15 protein-coding genes are annotated in these 17,687 nt (G+C 73.6%); 5 read left to right on the top strand and 10 right to left on the bottom strand.

Annotated features, from left to right (window positions below):
* Positions 1-44 precede the first annotated feature (44 nt).
* Positions 45-1,193 carry an LLM class flavin-dependent oxidoreductase gene (locus PUR61_RS32040; protein WP_329883205.1) on the bottom strand — a complete coding sequence of 383 codons (1,149 nt, stop codon included), beginning with the start codon at positions 1,191-1,193 and terminating at the stop codon, positions 45-47.
* Between the two features lie 387 nt (positions 1,194-1,580).
* Between PUR61_RS32040 and PUR61_RS32035 the strand changes: the two genes are divergently transcribed.
* Positions 1,581-1,904, top strand: a complete 324-nt coding sequence (locus tag PUR61_RS32035; RefSeq protein ID WP_380361044.1) for an ATP/GTP-binding protein — start codon at positions 1,581-1,583, stop codon at positions 1,902-1,904.
* 91 nt (positions 1,905-1,995) lie between these two features.
* On the opposite strand, the gene PUR61_RS32030 is transcribed toward PUR61_RS32035, so the two are convergent.
* Complete coding sequence (locus PUR61_RS32030; RefSeq protein ID WP_329883001.1) at positions 1,996-2,760, bottom strand: ABC transporter permease subunit; 765 nt, start codon at positions 2,758-2,760, stop codon at positions 1,996-1,998.
* A 1-nt stretch (position 2,761) separates the two neighbouring features.
* On the bottom strand, positions 2,762-3,766 hold the full coding sequence (locus tag PUR61_RS32025; RefSeq protein ID WP_329883000.1) for an ABC transporter ATP-binding protein: 1,005 nt from the start codon (positions 3,764-3,766) through the stop codon (positions 2,762-2,764).
* A gap of 92 nt (positions 3,767-3,858) precedes the next feature.
* Between PUR61_RS32025 and PUR61_RS32020 the strand changes: the two genes are divergently transcribed.
* A complete protein-coding gene (locus PUR61_RS32020; protein WP_329882999.1) occupies positions 3,859-4,656 on the top strand; it encodes an alpha/beta fold hydrolase in 798 nt (265 codons plus the stop codon).
* Entirely contained in the window at positions 4,653-4,964 is a 312-nt protein-coding gene (locus tag PUR61_RS32015; protein ID WP_329882998.1) for a hypothetical protein, read from the top strand. Before PUR61_RS32020 ends, PUR61_RS32015 begins: the two co-directional genes overlap by 4 nt.
* A gap of 195 nt (positions 4,965-5,159) precedes the next feature.
* On the opposite strand, the gene PUR61_RS32010 is transcribed toward PUR61_RS32015, so the two are convergent.
* The 3 genes from PUR61_RS32010 to mce all read right to left on the bottom strand — a co-directional run bounded on the left by PUR61_RS32010 (position 5,160) and on the right by mce (position 11,956).
* Positions 5,160-6,089, bottom strand: a complete 930-nt coding sequence (locus PUR61_RS32010) for a cellulose-binding protein (RefSeq protein ID WP_327680760.1) — start codon at positions 6,087-6,089, stop codon at positions 5,160-5,162.
* 107 nt (positions 6,090-6,196) lie between these two features.
* On the bottom strand, positions 6,197-10,855 hold the full coding sequence (locus PUR61_RS32005; protein ID WP_443035279.1) for a hypothetical protein: 4,659 nt from the start codon (positions 10,853-10,855) through the stop codon (positions 6,197-6,199).
* A gap of 657 nt (positions 10,856-11,512) precedes the next feature.
* The gene (mce, locus tag PUR61_RS32000) at positions 11,513-11,956 is read right to left on the bottom strand and encodes a methylmalonyl-CoA epimerase (RefSeq protein ID WP_329883203.1); all 444 of its coding nucleotides are present in this window, start codon (positions 11,954-11,956) and stop codon (positions 11,513-11,515) included.
* Positions 11,957-12,214: 258 nt separating this feature from the next.
* Between mce and PUR61_RS31995 the strand changes: the two genes are divergently transcribed.
* Both PUR61_RS31995 and meaB read left to right on the top strand, forming a co-directional pair.
* Positions 12,215-13,408 carry an acetyl-CoA C-acetyltransferase gene (locus tag PUR61_RS31995; RefSeq protein WP_329882996.1) on the top strand — a complete coding sequence of 398 codons (1,194 nt, stop codon included), beginning with the start codon at positions 12,215-12,217 and terminating at the stop codon, positions 13,406-13,408.
* A 79-nt stretch (positions 13,409-13,487) separates the two neighbouring features.
* Positions 13,488-14,444: a methylmalonyl Co-A mutase-associated GTPase MeaB gene (meaB, locus tag PUR61_RS31990; RefSeq protein ID WP_329882995.1), complete on the top strand. Its 957-nt coding sequence runs from the start codon at positions 13,488-13,490 to the stop codon at positions 14,442-14,444.
* Positions 14,445-14,559: 115 nt separating this feature from the next.
* On the opposite strand, the gene PUR61_RS31985 is transcribed toward meaB, so the two are convergent.
* The 4 genes from PUR61_RS31985 to PUR61_RS31970 form a co-directional block, all read right to left on the bottom strand.
* Positions 14,560-15,084 (bottom strand): MarR family winged helix-turn-helix transcriptional regulator, encoded by a 525-nt coding sequence (locus PUR61_RS31985; RefSeq protein ID WP_329882994.1) that lies wholly within the window; start codon positions 15,082-15,084, stop codon positions 14,560-14,562.
* A gap of 85 nt (positions 15,085-15,169) precedes the next feature.
* On the bottom strand, positions 15,170-15,970 hold the full coding sequence (locus tag PUR61_RS31980) for an AIM24 family protein (protein ID WP_329883202.1): 801 nt from the start codon (positions 15,968-15,970) through the stop codon (positions 15,170-15,172).
* Positions 15,971-16,227: 257 nt separating this feature from the next.
* Positions 16,228-16,878 carry an AIM24 family protein gene (locus PUR61_RS31975; RefSeq protein WP_329882993.1) on the bottom strand — a complete coding sequence of 217 codons (651 nt, stop codon included), beginning with the start codon at positions 16,876-16,878 and terminating at the stop codon, positions 16,228-16,230.
* On the bottom strand, positions 16,878-17,516 hold the full coding sequence (locus PUR61_RS31970) for an AIM24 family protein (RefSeq protein ID WP_329882992.1): 639 nt from the start codon (positions 17,514-17,516) through the stop codon (positions 16,878-16,880). Before PUR61_RS31970 ends, PUR61_RS31975 begins: the two co-directional genes overlap by 1 nt.
* Positions 17,517-17,687: the final 171 nt, after the last annotated feature.

Below are 17,687 nucleotides of genomic sequence, written 5' to 3'. Positions count from 1 at the left end.
CCGGGCCGCTTCGGTCCGGTGCGCGCGGCCGGGTCCGACCGGCTTCAGCTCAGTTGCGGCAGCACCTCGGAGCCCAGCCGGGCGATGTTGTGCAGGGTGGCCTCGTGGTCGCCGCTTCCCTCGGCGAGCAGCGCGAAGCGGCGGATGCCGGTCCTTTCGGCGGTGGCCAGCAGCCGGTCCGCGCACTGCTTCGGCGTGCCGACCGCGTGCAGGTCGCAGAGGAGTTCGGTGTACTCGCGGGGGTCGCGCATCTTGCGTTCCCGGCCGTCCACCGTGCGGTGGGCACCGAGCCCGTACTCGAACCACCCGGGCATCGCGCGCAGCAGGGTGGCCCGGGCCGCCGAGGTCCGGTCGTCCACCTGGGCCACGCCGGCCGCGACGTGCTGGCGGCCGACCCGCCGCAGCTGCTCCTCGCTGCGCCCGGCGGCCAGCCAGGCGGAACGATACAGCTCCAGCATGTGGAGCTTGTCGTCGTCGCCGGAGTGCATGCCGAGCAGCATCGGCAGGCCGCGTTCGGCGGCGTTCCGCACCCCGCCCGGCGAGGTGCAGGCGACCACCACCGGCGGGCCGGCGACCGGTCGGCCGGCGGCGGTGAGCTCCTCGCCGGGGCCGTCGGCGTCCTGACGCTGGCGGGGGAACCGGAGCAGCCCGCTGCGTTCGTCGACGCCGAGCCAGGCGCCCAGGTCGGGGCGGCGGGGCGGCTCGGTGGCCCGGGGCACCACGGCCACTTCGGGGAACTCGAACTGCGGTCCGGACGCGCCCACCCGGGAGCCGCGCAGCCAGCGCAGCAGCAGGTCGAGTCGTTCCGGGAACCCCTGCTCGAAAGCCTCCACGCCGCCACCGAACACGTCCAGGTCGATCCAGGGCCCGCCGCGCCCCACGCCGAGCGTGAACCGCCCGCCGGACGTGAGGTGAAGCAGCGCGGCCTGTTCGCCGAGGGCCACCGGGTGGACGGTGGAGAGCACGCTGACCGCCGTCCCGATGCCGATCCGCCGGGTGCGGCCGAGCAGCAGCGCGGCCAGGGTGGCGGCGTTCGGGCAGACCCCGTACGGGACGAAGTGGTGTTCGGCGAGCCAGACGCTGTCCAGCCCCGCGCGTTCGGCCTCGACGGCGGCGCGGACGGTGCGGTCCAGCGCCTCGCCGTGGGTCTGGCCCGGGAACTGTGCGGAGAGCAGGAAGGCGCCGACGAGCACGGGAGCGGTGTCCGCGGGTGCGGCACCGGCCCGTTGGACGGTCGGCAGGGGAGTGCCGGCGGTGCCCGTCGCGGCGGTGGTGGTCAGCGCCGGGCCGGGTGCCGGCGGGCGGACCCCGACGGGTCGGCGGGTCTCGGCGCGGGCGCTGGTTCTGGTCATACTGAGAGCCTCCTCGGGTGCGCGCAGGGTCTGCGGGCCCCGCCTGTCCCCTCGTGAGTAGCCCATGTCATGTGCCAATGGCACGCCGAACCACCAATTTCCCAGAAGAACGGGTGGATATCACGGGAAACACCGGAGCACGGTCCGATGCCGTGATAGAGACCCGGCGGGCGGCCCCCGGCCGTAGGCTTGAACGGTTCCGCGACCACCGTAGAGAGGTAGCCCGCCGTGTCGCCCCGCCGTAACCGGATCAAGATCGCAGCCGACCGCGAGCCGGCCGAGCAGGCCGCCCCGCCGGGGGGTGCGCTGCGCCGCACCGACAACTACCAGGGTGAGGACTGGGTGGTGCAGACGGTGGCGGGTACGGCGGGCCGGCACTACCGCTGCCCGGGGTGCGACCAGGAGATCCCGCCCGGTGTCGGCCATGTGGTGGCCTGGCCGATGCACGGCGCGGGGGTGGACGACCGCCGGCACTGGCACCGGGCGTGCTGGGGCGCCAGGGAGCGCCGGGCCTCGAACCTGCTCCGCGGCCGCGGCGCGCCCCGGTACTGACGGCGACGCCCCTTCCCCCCGGCCGGCCGCGGCTCGGGAGGGGGAAGGGGCGTGGACTGTGCGGGGGCGGCGGTGGAGGCGGCGCGCGCCGTCAGGCGTCCCGCCGCTTCAGCACCAGCGCGCCGCCGGCCAGGGCGGCGACCGTCCAGGCCAGGCAGATGAGGAAGCCGGTCCACGGCCCGTACGGCTGGCCGTTCTGCTCGTACACCAGCATCATCCGGGAGCCCGCGTAGTCGGGGAAGTAGTGGGCCAGCGTCTTGACCTTCGGCACCGCCGACAGGATCGGCGAGAGCAGGAAGAAGAACGGGACCAGCACGCCCAGCGCCAGCGTCTGGTTGTGCAGCATCGCGGTGACGCCGGCCGAGAAGAGGCAGAGCATCGTCAGGTAGAGCGCGGCCCCGAACACCGCGCGCAGGACGTTCGGTTCGCCGAGGTCGGTGGAGTGGTCGCCGAGCAGGGCCTGGCCGACGAAGAAGGTGAGGAACGCCGTCACCAGCGAGACCGCCAGGGCGAGTCCGCCGAGCACCACCGCCTTGCCGGTGAGGAGCGTGCCGCGCTGGGGGACGGCGGCCAGGGTGACCCGGATCATCCCGGTGCTGTACTCGTTGCCGACCGCCAGCACCCCGAAGACGATGATGGCCAGCTCGCCGAGGATGATGCCGGAGAAGGCGGTGCCGGTGGCGTCGAAGGGGCTGTCGTCGCTCCGGAACTCCTCGAAGTTGTTGCGGGTGAGCAGCGACAGCAGGGCGCCGATGCCGAGCGTGATCACGAAGGTCAGGGCGAGCGTCCAGATCGTCGAGCGGACGCTGCGGATCTTGGTCCACTCGGACTGCAGGATCGCGGGGAAGGACGCCATCTCAGTTCTCCTCGGTACGGGGGGCCGCCGGCTGCGCCGCCTTGCCTCCCTGCCAGTCGGCGCCCCAGACGCCGGGTGCGCCGGCCGCGTCGCGGCCCGGGCCGTCCCCGGCGTGGTACTCCACCGAGTCGGCCGTCATCTGCATGAAGGCCTCCTCCAGGGAGGCCTGCTGCGGGCTGAGTTCGTGCAGCACCACGCCCTGTGCGGCAGCCAGCTCGCCGAGTGCGGCGAGGCTGCCGTCGACGACCTCGTACGAGCCGTCCGGGCCCGGTTCGTGCCGCACTCCGGCGCCGGCCAGGACGTCGAGCAGCCGTTCGGGCTGGGGGGTGCGCAGCCGGACGGCGGAGCGGGAGTTGCGGCGGATGAACTCGGCCATCGACAGGTCGGCGAGGAGCCGGCCCCTGCCGATGACCACCAGGTGGTCGGCGGTGACTGCCATCTCGCTCATCAGGTGGGAGGAGACGAAGACGGTCCGGCCCTCGGCGGCGAGTCGCTTCATCAGGTTGCGGATCCAGAGGATGCCCTCCGGGTCGAGTCCGTTGACCGGTTCGTCGAACATGACGATCTCCGGGTCGCCGAGCAGGGCGGAGGCGATGCCGAGCCGCTGGCCCATGCCGAGCGAGAAGCCCCGGGCTCGCTTGCGGGCGACCGGGGTGAGACCGACGAGGGCGAGCGCCTCGTCGACCCGGCGGGTGGGGATGCGGTTGCTCTGGGCGAGCCAGAGCAGGTGGTCCCGGGCCGTGCGCCCCGGGTGGACGGCCTTGGCCTCCAGCAGCGCGCCGATGTACTTGAGCGGTTCGCTGAGCTGCCCGTACCGTCTGCCGTCGATGGTGACGCGGCCGCCGGTGGGCCGGTCCAGGTCGAGGATCATGCGCATGGTGGTGGACTTGCCGGCGCCGTTGGGGCCGAGGAACCCGGTGACCACGCCCTGGGGGACCTTGAAGCTCAGCCGGTCCACGGCGAGGGTCTTGCCGTAACGTTTTGTCAGCTCGTGCAACTCGATCATTCGCGCTCCCTTACTCTCCGTCAGGCTATGACAAAGGGGACAATGCGGCCCGCTGAGTGGGCCCGCCGGGCGCACCGGAATACGGTGTGCCCATGACCCAGCTCCCCTCCGCAGTGTCGGTCCGCGAGAGCGGTACCGGAACTCCCCTCGTGCTGCTGCACGCCTTTCCGCTCAACGCCGCCATGTGGTCCTCCCAACTGGACGAGCTGCCCGGACCGACCGGGGACGAGGCCCGGGTGATCGCCCCCGACCAGCGCGGCTTCGGAGGCACCGTGCTGGGCACCGACGAGCCCTCGCTGGACGCGGTCGCCGACGACGTCGCCCTGCTGCTGGACGCGGCCGGGGTCGACCGGGCGGTGCTCGGGGGCCTCTCGATGGGCGGGTACGTGGCGCTGGCCTTCGCCCGCCGCCACCCCGACCGGCTGGCGGGCCTGCTGCTGGCGAACACCAAGGCCACCGCCGACACGGAGGCCGCCCGGGCCAACCGGGAACGGATCGCCTCCGCGGTGCTGGCCCGGAACAGCGTCCGGCTGCTGCTCGACGAACGGATGGCGGCCGGTCAGCTCGGCCCGGACTCGCAGCACCTGGCCGACCGGGTGCAGACGCTGATCGCCGCCGCGCCGCCGGCCGCCGTCGCGTGGGCGCAGCGGGCCATGGCGGCCCGGCCGGAGACGCTGGACGTCCTGGCCGGGCTGCGGGTGCCGACCACGGTGGTGGCGGGTGCGGAGGACGGCCTCGTGCCGCTCGCCGAGGCGGAGCTGATGGCGCGGGCCCGGCCGGACGCGGAGCTGACGGTGCTCCCCGGGGTGGGTCACCTGAGCGCGATCGAGGCGCCGGAGGCGTTCAACGCGGCCGTGCGCCGGCTGCTGGTCCGGGTGGCCGCCGGATGAAGGACGAGCGGGAGCGCTGGGACTTCTCGGCGCTGGAGGTGACCGGCCGGATGCCGGTGACCAACCGGGGCGAGGGACTGCTCGAACTGACCCTGGAGCCACTGGGAGAGGACTACTGGATGCGTCCGGGGGAGACGTTCATCGTCTCCTCGTACGGGGACTACGGCTCGGGTCACCCGTTCGAGGTGCAGTACTGGCCCGATTCGGTGTCGGTCTGGTGCACCTCGTGGTTCGGCACCGTCTCGGACGACGACGGCAACCAACTGAGCTGCGGGCACCAGCGGCCGGACGGCGCGTACCCGCGCTGAACGCGCCCCGGGGCGGCCCGGGGAGCCCCCGGCCGTCTCCCCGGGCTTCCTGGGGGCCTCCGGGGCCCCTGTGACGCCGGCGGTCACGCCGGTCCCGGAGGCGGCCCCCGGAGGCGGCCCCGGAAACGGGGGAGCCGGTCCCGGACAGCACGACGGGCCCCCACCCCGGAGGGTGGGGGCCCGTCGGTCAGGGCGTCAGCGCGACTGCTGGGCGGGCACGCCCAGGGAGTCGTCGCCCGGCAGCGAGGCGGCGGCCACGGCCGCGCCGGTCAGCGTCGCCAGCATCTCGCGGACATTGGTCAGCTGGGCGTTGATGCTGTCGCGGCGGTTGGTGAGCGCCGCCAGCTCGCGCTCGGACTCGCTGCGGATCCGGTCGGCCTTGGCGTTCGCGTCGGCCACGATGTCCTCGGACTGGCGCTGGGCCGTCTCGACGGTCTGACGGGCACGGCGCTCGGCGTCGGTCCGCAGCTTCTCGGCCTCCAGGCGGAGCTGCTCGGCCCGGTGCTCGATCTCGGCCAGACGCTTCTCGGCCTTGGCCTGACGGGCGGCGAGGTCGCGCTCGGACTGCTCGCGGCGCTTGGCCAGGTTGGTCTCGAACTCCAGCGCGGCCTGGGCGGCCTTGGTGCGGGTCTCCTCGAAGAGGGCGTCCGCCTCCTCGCGCTTGTTCTGGGCGTCCTTGTTGGCCTCGGCCCGCAGCTGGGCGCTGTCGCTCTTGGCCTTGTCGACGATCCGCAGACCCTCGTCCTCCGCCTTGGCCTTGCGGTCCTTGGCGTAGTTCTCGGCCTCCGTGCGGACCTGCTGGGCGGCCGCCTCGGCCAGCTCGCGGTGCTGCTCGGCGGCGCGGTGCGCCTCGTCGCGCAGGTCCTTGGCCTCCTCCTCGGCGAGCCGCAGGATCTTCTCGACCCGGGCGCCGAGACCCGCGTACGAGGGCTCCGCCTCGGCGACCGCCGCCTGGGCGGTCTGGGTCTCCAGGTGGAGCTCCTCGATGCGCTTCTCGAGTGCGCTGATCCGGGTCAAGGCACTGTCACGGTCGGCCACCAGCTTGGTGATCCGCTCGTCGACCTGGGCGCGCTCGTACCCACGGCGCACCAGGTCGAAGCCGTGAGGGGAGTGACTGTCGCTCATGGGGTTCTGGGCTTCCTGTCGTCAAACCGCTGAGGTGGTTGAGGGAATCCTGACACGGTACCGGAGTGTCGACGGCGAAACGCCGTTGTCTCGCGGACAATGTCCGCTCAATCGGGTGGTGCGCTCTTGGAGCGATTGCCACTCGACCGGGGAGCGCCAACTCCGGCACCGGCCTTGGCACCCCCGTCCTTCTTGGTGGTGCTTCCCCCGTTTGCCTGCGCGACCGGCGACGGCGCCTCGAAGGCCTCCAGCGCGGACAGCACGTCCTGCACGCGGGAGATCTCCGTGTTGATGTCCTTGCGGCGGCGCACCAGCTCGTCCAACTCGCGACGGCCCTCGTCGGTGACCCGCTTCGCCTCGGCCCGTGCCTCGGCGAGCAGCCGCTCGGCCTCCGCCTTCGCCAGCTCGACCTGCTCGTCCGCGGCCTCGTCGGCGGCCCGCAGCCGCTTCTCCACCTCGGCCGCCGCCGAGTCGAGCCGCTCCTCCGCCTCGTCCTGGGAGGACTTCAGCTTCGCCTCGGCCTTGATGATCAGTGCCTCGGCGCGGCTGGTCGAGTCGGAGAGCTTGGTCTCGGCCTCCTTGAGCAGGCCCTCGGCCTTGCGCACGGCCGAGATCCGGACCTTGCTGGCCTCCGCGGACGCCACCGAGGTCAGCTCGTTGGCGCGGTCCTCGGCGCCCGTGACCAGCGCCGCCGCCCGCTCCTCGGCCTCGGCGACGGTGGCGACCGCCTGCTCCTCGGCCTCGGTCAGCTGCTCCTGGGCGGCCGTCACCAGCGCGTCCACCCGCTCGCCGGCCGACTTCATGGCCTGCGCGTTCTCCTTGCGGGCGCGCTCGTGCAGGGCCTCGACCTCGGCGTCGGTGCGCTCGCGGAGCTCCTCGGCACGCTCACGGATCGCCGTGGCGTCCCGGCGGGCCTCGGAGAGCAGCGCGTCGGCGTCGGCCCGGCCCTTCTCGACCGCGTCCTGACCGGCCGCCTCGCCGGCCCCGACCAGCCGGTCGGCCTCCTTGCGGGCGGCCGCGACCATCGCGTCCGCCTGCTCCTCGGCGGCGGCCGTGGTGGCCAGCGCGGTGGTCTGGGCGTCCTCACCGAGCGACTCGGCGTCCGCGAAGGCCTTCTCCAGGACCGACTTCGCCTGGTCGCGGGTGGCCTTGTCGAAGTGCTCGGCGGCCTCGCGGATCTCGGCGTCGAAGGCGTCGGCACGGGCGTGGGTCGCCGTGTCGTAGTCGTCCGCGAGGCTGCGGGTGGCGAACGCGTACTCCTCGGCCTCGGCACGCAGCTGGGCGGCGAAGTCCTCCGCCTCGGCGACCAGCGCGGCCGACCGGTCCCCGGCGGCGGCCACCGTCCGGGCGGCCAGTGCCTCGGCCTCGGCGCGCTGCTGCTCGGCGGCCTCCTGGGCGGCGTGCAGCTCGGCCTCGGCGTCGGCCCGCACCTGCTGGTCGTAGGCGTGCGCCTCGGCGTGGCGGCGGGACAGTTCGGCGTCGGCGGCCTCCCGCTCGGCGGTCAGCTCAAGCTCGGTCTGCTCACGCAGGGCTGCCGTCTCGGCGGCGGTCCGGGCGCGCAGGTCGGCGGTCTCGCGGTCGGCCAGGGCCCGCTGTTCGGTGGTCTCGCGGTCGGCGGCGTCGTGCAGCTCGGCCACCGCGCGGTCGGTGCGCTCGCGCAGCTCGGTCGTCTCGCGGTCGGCGAGCGCCCGCTGTTCGGTGGTCTCCCGGTCGGCGAGCGCCCGCTGTTCGGTGGTCTCCCGGTCGGCGGTGTCGCGCAGGTCCGCGGCGGCCTGCTCGGCCCGCTCCCTGACCTCGGCGGCCTCCCGCTCGGCGGCGGCCCGCAGATCGGCGATCTGCTGCGAGGCGGTCGCGTGCAGGCCGGCCACCGACTGGCGGACCTCGGCGGCCTCCTCCTCGGCGGCCTCGATCAGCGCGGCGGCCTCCAGATCGGCGGCGGCGATCAGGTCCTCGCCGTCCAGACGGGCCTGCTCCAGCACCTCGCCCGCCTCGGCGCGGATCGAATCGGCGGTGGCGCGGGCCTCGGACAGCTCCCGGCCGGCCTCGGCGCGGACCGTCCCGGCCTGCTCGTCGGCCAGCGCCAGCTCGGCCTCGGCCCGCTCGCGCATCTCCTTGGCGGCCTTCTCGGCCTCGGCCCGGCGCCGCTCGGCGGCGGCCCGGGCGGCCTCCAGCGTCTGCTCGGCCTCGGCCCGCAGCCGGGCGGTTTCGGCGGTGGTGCGGTCGGTGAGTTCGGTGGCGGCTTGTTCGGCTTCGGTGCGGACGCGGGTGGCGTGTGCCTCGGCGGCTTCGCGCAGTGCCGTGGTTTCGGCGGTGGTGCGGTCGGTGAGTTCGGTGGCGGCTTGTTCGGCTTCGGTGCGGACGCGGGCGGCGTGTGTTTCGGCGGCTTCGCGCAGTGCCGTGGTTTCGGCGGTGGTGCGGTCGGTGAGTTCGGTGGCGGCTTGTTCGGCTTCGGTGCGGACGCGGGCGGCGTGTGTTTCGGCGGCTTCGCGCAGTGCCGTGGTCTCGGCGGTGGTGCGGTCGGTGAGTTCGGTGGCGGCCTGCTCCGCCTGCTCACGGGCCGCCGTGGCGGCGGCCAGGTGCTCGGCGGTCTCCTCGCGCTCCCGCTGCAGACCGGCGGACGCCTCCTCGCGTTCGCGCCGGCTCTCCTCGCGCAGCGCCTCGGCGGCGGCCTCGGCCTCGGCCCGGCTCCGGGCGACCTCGGTGTCGGTCTCGGTCCTCAGCCGCTCCGCGTCGGCGACGGCGGCGTCCCGGACGGAGGTCGCCTCGGCCTCCGCGTCGGCCCGCAGGACCTCTGCGGCGGTGCCCGCCTCGGCACGCACCCGCTGGTCGAACTCGTGTGCCTCGCGGCGCAGTTCGGCTGTCTCGCGCTCGGCGGCGGCCCGGTTCTCGGCAGCCGCGGCCTTGGCCGCGGCGAGCGCGCCCCGGCCCTGCTGCTCGGCCGTGGCCGTGATCTTCGCGGCCTCCGTGCGGGCCCGCTCCAGGGTCTGCTCGGCCCGCCCCTGGGTCTCGGTGGCCTGCTCCTTGGCCTGCGCGCGGAGGCGCTCGATCTCGCCGGCCGCGCCCGCGCGGAGCTCGTCCGCGTCGGACTTGGCCTTGGTGAGCAGCTCCTCGGCGTTCTTCGCCGCCTCCTCGATCTGCAGGACGGCCTGCCTGCGGGCCTCGCCGCGCACCCGGTCGGCCTCGGCGGCGGCCTGGGCGCGAATCTCCTCGGCCTCGGCGCGCAGCCGCGCGGCCTCGTCCTGCATCTCCTGGATCCGCTCGCGGATGGCGGCGGCGTCGTCCAGGGCGGCGTTCTGGGCGGCCTCGACGGCCGCGCGGGCCTGCTCGCGCAGCCGCTCGGCCTCGGCGGCGGCCTCGGTTCGGATCCGGTCGGCCTCGGTGGTGGCCTCGGTGCGGGTCGCCTCGACGTCCCGGCCGGCCCGGGCCAGCATCTCCTCGGCGGTCTTGGCGGCCTTGGCCAGGTGGACGGCGGCGTCCTTGGCGCCGGCGGCCCGGCCGGCCTCCTCGGCCTCGCCGCGCAGCCGCGCGGCGGTGGCCTCGGCGTGCGCCCGAAGCTCGGCGACGTCCCGCTCGGCCTGGCCGCGCAGCTCGGCGATCGCGGCCTCGGCCTCGGCGCGCAGCTGTCCGGCCACCGACTCGGCGGTGGCGCGCAGCCGCTCGCTCTCCTCGGAGGCGGCGGCCTTGGCGGCTTCCGCCTGGGCCTGCTTGGTGGAGGCTTCGGCGCGGATCGCCTCGGCCTCCTTGGTGGCCTGGGCGACCATCCGGGCGACCTCGGCCCGGGCGGTCTGCGAGCGCTGCTCGCTGGCGGCCTCGCCGTCGGCGACCTTCCGCTCGGCGGCGGCCTCGGCGTCGGCCTGGAGCTGCTCGGCGGCGACCTCGGCCCGGGCCCGCAGTTCGGCGGCCTCCTGTCGGGCCCGCTCGGCCTCGGCGATCGCCTCGGCGCGCAGCCGCGCTATCTCCGCCTGGGCGTGGGCGAGCGCCTGCTCGCCGCGGGCCTGCTCGGCGGAGGCCTCCTCCTTGAGCCGGCCGATCTCGGCGTGGGCGACGGTCAGCTGCTGTTCGGCGGCGACGTGCGCGGCGGCCAGCTGCTGCTGGGCTTCGCCGCGGGCGGCGTCGACGTCGGCGGCGGCCTGGGCGCCGGCCTGCTGGGCCTGCTCGGAGGCGGCGCGCAGCATCCGCTCGGCGTCGGTGTGGGCGCGCTGGAGGGCGGCCTCGGCGGCGGCGTGGGCCTCGCCGCGGGCGGCGTCGACGTCGGCGGCGGTCTGCGCCCGGGCCTGGTCGGCCAGGGCGGTGGCCTCGGCGCGGGCAGCGGCCATCATCCGGTCGGCCTCGGCGCGGGCGTCCTGGAGGAGGCGCTGGGCCTCCTGCTCGGTGCCGGCCCGGGTCTGCTCGGCCCAGTTGACGTTCTCGTTGACGTGCTGTTCGGCGCTGCGCCGCAGCTCGGCGAGCTCGTCCTCCAGCTGGCGGCGGCGGGCGGCCAGCTCGGCCTCCAGCCGGGCCGTGCGCTCGGCGGCCTCGGCCATGATGCGCTGGGTGGCGGCCTGGGAGTCGCGAAGCTGGCGTTCCGCGTCGGCGCGCAGCTGCTGCGCCTGCATCTCGGCAGTGCGGAGCATCTGCTCGGCCTGGCCGGAAACGGCGTCGAAAGCGCGCGGCTGGGCCAGCATGCGACGGGACTCGTGCAGCTTGGCCCGGAGTACCTCTACCTGGTAGGCGAGGTCCTCGGCATGCTCGACTGCCTTTTCCCGTTCCTTCCGAGTCCGATCCATGTCGGCCTCGAACTGGGAGAGGTGGTCGTCAACCTCGTAGCGGTCGTAGCCCCGCACTCCGCGGTCCCATCCATCTCCTGGTCGCGTCCTCGACCCGGCCGGTCCGGTGCTCCCGTTGTCCGGGCGCTGGTCCGACTGGTCCTTGCATCCGCGCTCGTGCGGGCGGCCCCGTCCTTGGGGGCACCCGCCGCGGTCGTGGGAGTCCGGGGCTTGGGAGCGCGGTCGATCCGCGTTCCCCTGTCCGGGTGGACTCCTGGGCGAACTCTTGCCTTGTGGAGAATGGTGACAGATCCGTCTTGCGACTGTTCAGCCGTGCCCGCGAAATGGACTCCCCTGCGACGGGCCTCCCACCGGGGCGGACGGGCCTGTCTTCGGCCGTGCCCGTCGTCCCCGTCCCCCGGAGTCTTCGCGCACCTGGGCATTGTAGTGGGAGCGCCTTGCGGGGGAATGGCCGCGTGGGGGTTTTCCGGCTCGCCGCCCGAGGTTACCGGCGGGTCATGAGCGTGGAGGGGCGGTGGCGCGGCGGCGGACGGGCGTCCGGGGGGGCCGAGGAGTGCCGAAGGGGCCGCCGGGAACGGGGCCGGGGAGAGGCGCCGAAGTGGCCGGGAAGCGGCGGGGAGGAGCCGGGTGCCGCCGCCCGGCGGCACCCGGCGTCGCTCAGTGGGCCTCGTGCTCGCCCGGCTTCGCGGCGGTGACCAGCTCGGTCAGTACGCCGCCGCAGTCCTTCGGGTGCAGGAAGGTGATCCGGGAGTCCATCGAGCCGATCCGCGGCTCCTCGTAGAGGACCCGGACGCCCTTGGAGCGGATCTCCTCGGAGTCGGTGTCCACGTCGGCGGTGCCGAAGGCGATGTGGTGGACGCCCTCGCCGTTCTTCGCCAGCCACTTGCCGACCGGGGAGTCCTCGCGGATCGGCTCCAGCAGCTGGAGGTAGGAGGCGCCGCCGTCGCCGGTGTCGTTGATCTTGAGCATGGCCTCGCGGACGCCCTGCTCCTCGTTGACCTCGCTGTGGAACACCTCGAAGCCGTAGGTGGAGCGGTAGAACTCGACCGTCTTGTCGAGGTCGTGGCAGGCGATGCCGATGTGGTCGATACGGGTCAGCACGGTGGCCTCCGGATGCGGCGCGGGTGACAGGTCGGCAACAGTGCAGCGCATGCGGGTCCGCGGCGCCAGCGATCCCGGTGCGAGCCTGCTCACACCGGAGGCCCGGCGGCAAGCGTTCACCCGGACCGGGTTGACACGGTGTTGACTGGAGGGTGTCAGTGCGCTCGATCACACGGTCGGTCCGGTGACGGGCGGGTGGCAGGTCAGTACATTGAGCGGCATCCTCACCTGGCCACGACGTGCGAAGGGGCCCGTCCTATGACCAACACCACCTCTGTGATCGTTGCCGGTGCACGGACCCCGATGGGTCGGCTGCTCGGTTCGCTCAAGGGCTTTTCCGGCGCCGAACTCGGCGGCTTCGCGATCAAGGCGGCGCTGGAACGGGCCGGTGTCACGGGCGACCAGGTCCAGTACGTGATCATGGGCCAGGTGCTGCAGGCCGGCGCCGGCCAGATCCCGGCCCGCCAGGCCGCCGTCAGGGCCGGTATCCCGCTGAGCGTCCCCGCGCTCACCATCAACAAGGTGTGCCTCTCGGGTCTGGACGCCATCGCCCTGGCCGACCAGCTGATCCGGGCCGGCGAGTTCGACATCGTGGTGGCGGGCGGCCAGGAGTCCATGACCAACGCCCCGCACCTGCTGCCGAAGTCCCGCGAGGGCTACAAGTACGGCGCGATCGAACTGCTCGACTCGATGGCCCACGACGGCCTGACCGACGCCTACGAGAACATCCCGATGGGCGAGTCCACCGAGAAGCACAACGCCCGGCTGGGCATCCCGCGCGAGGTCCAGGACGAGATCGCGGCCGCCTCGCACCAGCGCGCCGCCAAGGCCCAGGCGGACGGCGTCTTCGACGCCGAGATCGTCCCGGTGGCCGTCCCCCAGCGCAAGGGCGAGCCGGTCCTGTTCAGCCAGGACGAGGGCATCCGCGCCGACACCACCGCCGAGGGCCTGGCCCGGCTGCGCCCGGCCTTCACCAAGGACGGCACCATCACCGCCGGCACCTCCTCGCAGATCTCGGACGGCGCCGCGGCCGTGGTCGTGATGAGCAAGGCCAAGGCCGAGGAGCTGGGCCTGAGCTGGATCGCCGAGATCGGCGCGCACGGCAACGTCGCGGGCCCGGACAACTCGCTGCAGTCACAGCCGTCCAACGCGATCCGGCACGCGGTCGCCAAGGAGGGCATCGCCGTCGGGGACCTCGACCTGATCGAGATCAACGAGGCCTTCGCCGCCGTCGCCCACCAGTCGACCAAGGACCTGGGGGTGTCGTCGGAGATCGTCAACGTCAACGGCGGCGCGATCGCGCTCGGGCACCCGATCGGCATGTCCGGCGCACGGGTGGTGCTGCACCTCGCGCTGGAGCTCCAGCGCCGCGGCGGCGGTGTCGGCGCGGCCGCGCTCTGCGGTGGCGGCGGCCAGGGCGACGCGCTGATCGTCCGGGTTCCCAAGGCCTGACCCGTCACAGGAAACCCACTCAGGGGCTGCGGACCGCCACAAGCGGGCCGCAGCCCTTCGGCGCAAGGAGCAGCTACCCATGATCGATGTGCCGACGCTGGTCGAGCAGGCCCGGCAGGGCCGTCCGCGGGCGGTAGCCCGACTGATCTCGCTGGTCGAGAACGCCGCACCCGAGCTGCGCGAGGTGATGGCCGCGCTGGCGCCGTACGCCGGGCGCGCCTACACCGTCGGGCTGACCGGCTCGCCGGGCGTGGGCAAGTCCACCTCCACCTCGGCGCTGGTCTCCGCCTACCGGCGGCTGGGCAAGCGGGTGGGGGTGCTGGCGGTCGACCCGTCCTCGCCGTTCTCCGGCGGCGCGCTACTCGGGGACCGGGTCCGGATGCAGGACCACGCGACCGACCCCGAGGTGTTCATCCGCTCGATGGCCACCCGGGGCCACCTGGGCGGCCTCTCCTGGACCGCCCCGCAGGCGCTGCGCGTGCTCGACGCGGCCGGCTGCGACGTCATCCTGGTCGAGACGGTCGGTGTCGGCCAGTCCGAGGTGGAGATCGCCGCGCAGGCCGACACCACCGTGGTGCTGCTCGCCCCCGGCATGGGCGACGGCATCCAGGCCGCCAAGGCCGGGATCCTGGAGATCGGCGACCTCTTCGTGGTCAACAAGGCCGACCGGGACGGCGCCGACGCCACCGCCCGGGAGCTGAACCACATGCTCGGCCTCGGCGGGCCGCGCGAGCCGGGGGACTGGCGGCCGCCGATCGTGAAGACCGTCGCGGCCCGGGGCGAGGGCGTGGACGACGTGGTCGAGGCGCTGGAGAAGCACCGCGCCTGGCTGGACGAGCACGGTGAGCTGGCCGTCCGCCGCCGCCGCCGGGCGGCCGACGAGATCGAGGCGATCGCGCTGGCCGCGCTCCGCGCCCGGATCGGCGACCTGCGCGGCGACCGGCACCTGACGACCCTGGCCGAGCGGGTGGTGGCCGGGGAGCTGGACCCGTACGGGGCGGCCGACCGGCTGGTCGCGGGGCTCACGGCGGCCTGACCGGTCCGTGCGGAAGGCCGGCACCCCTCGTGCGGGGCGCCGGCCTTCGTCTCGCGCGGCGGTTCGTTCCGTGTCGTGCGGCGGTTCCGTGTCGCGCGGTGGTTCGGGGGCCGGGTCAGGAACGGCCGCGGAGCCCGCGCAGGTGCTCGGCCACCGGGGCGAGCGCCTCGTACATCGCGTCCAGCTGCTCGGGCGTGAAACGGTCGATGAAGTGTGCCCGGACGCTGCGGACGTGGTCCGGGGCGACCCGCTGCATGGTCTCCCAGCCCTGCTCGGTGAGGTGGGCGTACAGGCCGCGGCGGTCGCCCGGACACTCCTGCCGCAGCACCAGGCCGGCGTTCTCCATCCGGGTGATCTGGTGCGAGAGCCGGCTCTTGGACTGGAGGGTCGCGGTGGCGAGGTCGGTCATCCGCATCCGGCGCTCGGGGGCTTCGGAGAGCACGACCAGGATCTCGTAGTCGTTGATCGCCAGGCTGTGCGGCTGGAGTTCGCGGCCGAGCTGGTAGTCGAGCAGCTTGGCGACCTCCAGGTGGGCCCGCCACAACCGCTGCTCCCGGGAGGACAGCCAGGGGGTCTCCTCCTCGGGGCCCGCGGGCTGCGAGGAGGAGACGTCGGCCGGGGCGATCGTGTGCGTGTCCATGGACACAGCATACCCCAATTAGTTCAATGTTGTACGAATTTACCGGCGTTCACGAACGCCGGCGTACGGATCCGGCCGGGGCGGCTCAGAGTCCGAAGCGGCGTCCGAGGTCGCCCAGGTTACCGAGGCCCGGCACGTTCGGGCCCCCGTGGCCCTGGGCGTGCTGCGGCGGCACCCCGCCCATCGGCACGCCGGCCTCGGCGTGCACCTGGCCGACCGCGCGCTCGGCCATCAGTACCTCGGTCGACTGCAGCAGCACCTGGCCGGCGCCGATGAACTCGAACTGGTGCTCCTCGCCGGACGCCCCGCCCAGCCCGGTCAGCCGGCGGATGCCACCGATCACCCCGTGCATGTAGTCGTGGTCGTAGTGGTGGCACGGCGCCGGGCAGTCCGCCCAGCCCACCAGTGCCTGCGGGTCCACCCGGATCGGCGGCTCGACGAAGTGCACCGGTCCGTTGGAGGCGGCGACGAACTTGCCGCTGCCGATCAGGGTGAGGAACCCGGGGATGATCGACTGCTTGAGCCGCAGTGTGGGCTCGTACGCGAGGAGGTTGCCCGAGCGGACCGTCAGGTTGCCCTCCTCCAGGTCGTAGGAGTTGAGGTCGAAGGCGCGGTCGGCCAGCAGCAGCTTGCCCCGCCCCTCGGCGACCACCCAGTCCGCCGCGTGCATCGGCGAGTTGAAGTGCTGCCCGAGCATCCGGTCGATCGCGCCGGCGCCGACGCCCTTGAAGGAGATGTCGCCGTAGTAGGCGATCATCTTGCCCTTCTGCAGGAAGTACGACCCGTTGAGGTCCACCGAGAAGGCGTACGGGTTGACGTTGTCGTTGACCGGCAGGCTGTGCACGTCGTGCACCACCGGGCCGGAGCCGTCCTGGGCCTTGGGCAGCGGGGCCTGGGCGCCGCCGAACTGCTCCTGGGCGTACTGCTGCGGCGGCTGGGCCGGGTAGCCCTGCTGCGGGGGCGGCGGGTACCCCTGCTGCGGGTAGCCCGGCGGGGGCTGCGGCGGGTAGGGCTGTCCCTGCTGCGGGTACCCCTGCGGCGGGTAGGGCTGCCCCTGCTGGGGGTAACCGGGCTGCGGGTAGCCGGGCTGGGTGGGCTGCCCGTACGGGTCCTGCCCGTACGGAGGCTGCGGCGGGTAGGACATCAGAGCTTCTCCTCGCTCGCCTGCACGTACACCGCGCCGTTCCCGGACAGCTCCAGCTGGAACGCCTCGCCGGAGCCGCGCCCGATCATGTCGCGCCACCCCAGCGCGGTGGACAGCTTGTTCTGGACCTGGCCGCGGTGCGCGACGTAGGCCTGCGGGTCGACGAACACTGGCTGGTGCGGGGTGATCGGCAGCTCGAAGACGCCGCCGTGCGCCATCACCGCCACCGCGCCGTGGCCGTCCAGCTTGGTGGTGAACAGGCCCTGTCCGGTCACCTGACCGCGGACCATGCCCATCACACCGCCCTGCGAGCCCATGAACATGGTGGACTGCTGGAGCGAGCCCTCGAAGGCCAGCAGCCGGTCCGCCTCGACGTACAGGGTGTCGCCGGTGAGGTCGATGACCTGCACGTGGTGGCCGCCGTGGCCGAACATCACGCTGCCGTGGCCCTCGACGCTCATCAGCGGGGTGTCCTCGTTGGCCACCCGGCGGCCGATCATCGACATGACCCCGCCCTGCCCGCCGGTGATGTTCGGCGTGAACCGGACCTCGCCGCGGTACGCGAGCATCGCGCCGCGCTGGCTGAACAACCGCTGGCCGGGAACGACCACGGCTTCGATCATCTTGCTGTTGATCTTCGTGAACGCCATCAGACGTCGCCCCCGACGGTCAGCTTCTCGGACGGCTGCACGTAGACCAGACCCTCGCCGGCGAACTCGACCTGGACGGCCTCGCCGCCGCCCTCGCCGATGAAGGTGCTCCAGCCGGCGCCCGACTTGATGGAGCGGTTGAGGTTGCCGGTGTGCGCCACGTACGCACCCGGGTCGACCCGCAGGGGCATGCCCTGGGTGACCCGGAGGATGATCGCCGGACCCTTGGAGGTGACCGCGGCCCAGCCGTGGCCCTCGACCTTGGTGGTGAACAGGCCGTTGCCGGAGGAGACGCCGTTCAGCCCGGTGAAGCTGGTACCGGTCTTCAGCGTCGCCTCGGTGCAGAGCAGGTTGTCGGACTCGACGTACAGCGTCTCGCCGTTCAACCGCACGAGGTTGATCTCGGTCGCGCGGTCGGCGAAGTAGCAGGTGCCCTGTCCCTTCACCTCCATGACCGTCATCTGCTCGCCGGTCAACCGGCGGGTCACCATGCCCCGTAGGCCGTCGCCGCCGCCGCTGAGCTTCTTGAAGCCCATCTGGCCGGTGTACGCGACCATTGAGCCGTTTCTGGCCTTCACGGCGTCGCCCGTCATGTCGACGGCGAGCACCTTGGACCCCTGGAGTCGAAACTGTGCCACGGGCGCAATCTAGCGGGCCGCGGGCGGCCCGGGGGAGGGGGTGGGGGTGTTCTGGTACGCATCTGGGACAAAGCGGGGGTCCGGACTCCGCTCCGGACCCTGCTCCGCACCCTGGCTCCGCGCCCCTGCTCCGGACCCCGGCCGAGGACCCGGACATGTGCTCGGTGATAA

The sequence above is a fragment of the Streptomyces sp. BE20 genome, assembly GCF_036322525.1.
Classification (GTDB): Bacteria; Actinomycetota; Actinomycetes; order Streptomycetales; family Streptomycetaceae; genus Kitasatospora.
The sequence above is the reverse complement of the archived record's forward strand: the minus strand, read 5'-3'. Positions and strand labels throughout refer to the sequence as shown.

Coding starts and splice junctions, on each gene's coding strand:
- PUR61_RS31975 (WP_329882993.1), bottom strand. CDS start 16,878: ATGGCGTTCACGAAGATCAACAGCAAGATGATCGAAGCCGTGGTCGTT.
- PUR61_RS32005 (WP_443035279.1), bottom strand. CDS start 10,855: ATGGATCGGACTCGGAAGGAACGGGAAAAGGCAGTCGAGCATGCCGAG.
- PUR61_RS31985 (WP_329882994.1), bottom strand. CDS start 15,084: ATGGACACGCACACGATCGCCCCGGCCGACGTCTCCTCCTCGCAGCCC.
- PUR61_RS32020 (WP_329882999.1), top strand. CDS start 3,859: ATGACCCAGCTCCCCTCCGCAGTGTCGGTCCGCGAGAGCGGTACCGGA.
- PUR61_RS32015 (WP_329882998.1), top strand. CDS start 4,653: ATGAAGGACGAGCGGGAGCGCTGGGACTTCTCGGCGCTGGAGGTGACC.
- PUR61_RS31995 (WP_329882996.1), top strand. CDS start 12,215: ATGACCAACACCACCTCTGTGATCGTTGCCGGTGCACGGACCCCGATG.
- PUR61_RS32025 (WP_329883000.1), bottom strand. CDS start 3,766: ATGATCGAGTTGCACGAGCTGACAAAACGTTACGGCAAGACCCTCGCC.
- meaB (WP_329882995.1), top strand. CDS start 13,488: ATGATCGATGTGCCGACGCTGGTCGAGCAGGCCCGGCAGGGCCGTCCG.
- PUR61_RS32010 (WP_327680760.1), bottom strand. CDS start 6,089: ATGAGCGACAGTCACTCCCCTCACGGCTTCGACCTGGTGCGCCGTGGG.
- PUR61_RS32030 (WP_329883001.1), bottom strand. CDS start 2,760: ATGGCGTCCTTCCCCGCGATCCTGCAGTCCGAGTGGACCAAGATCCGC.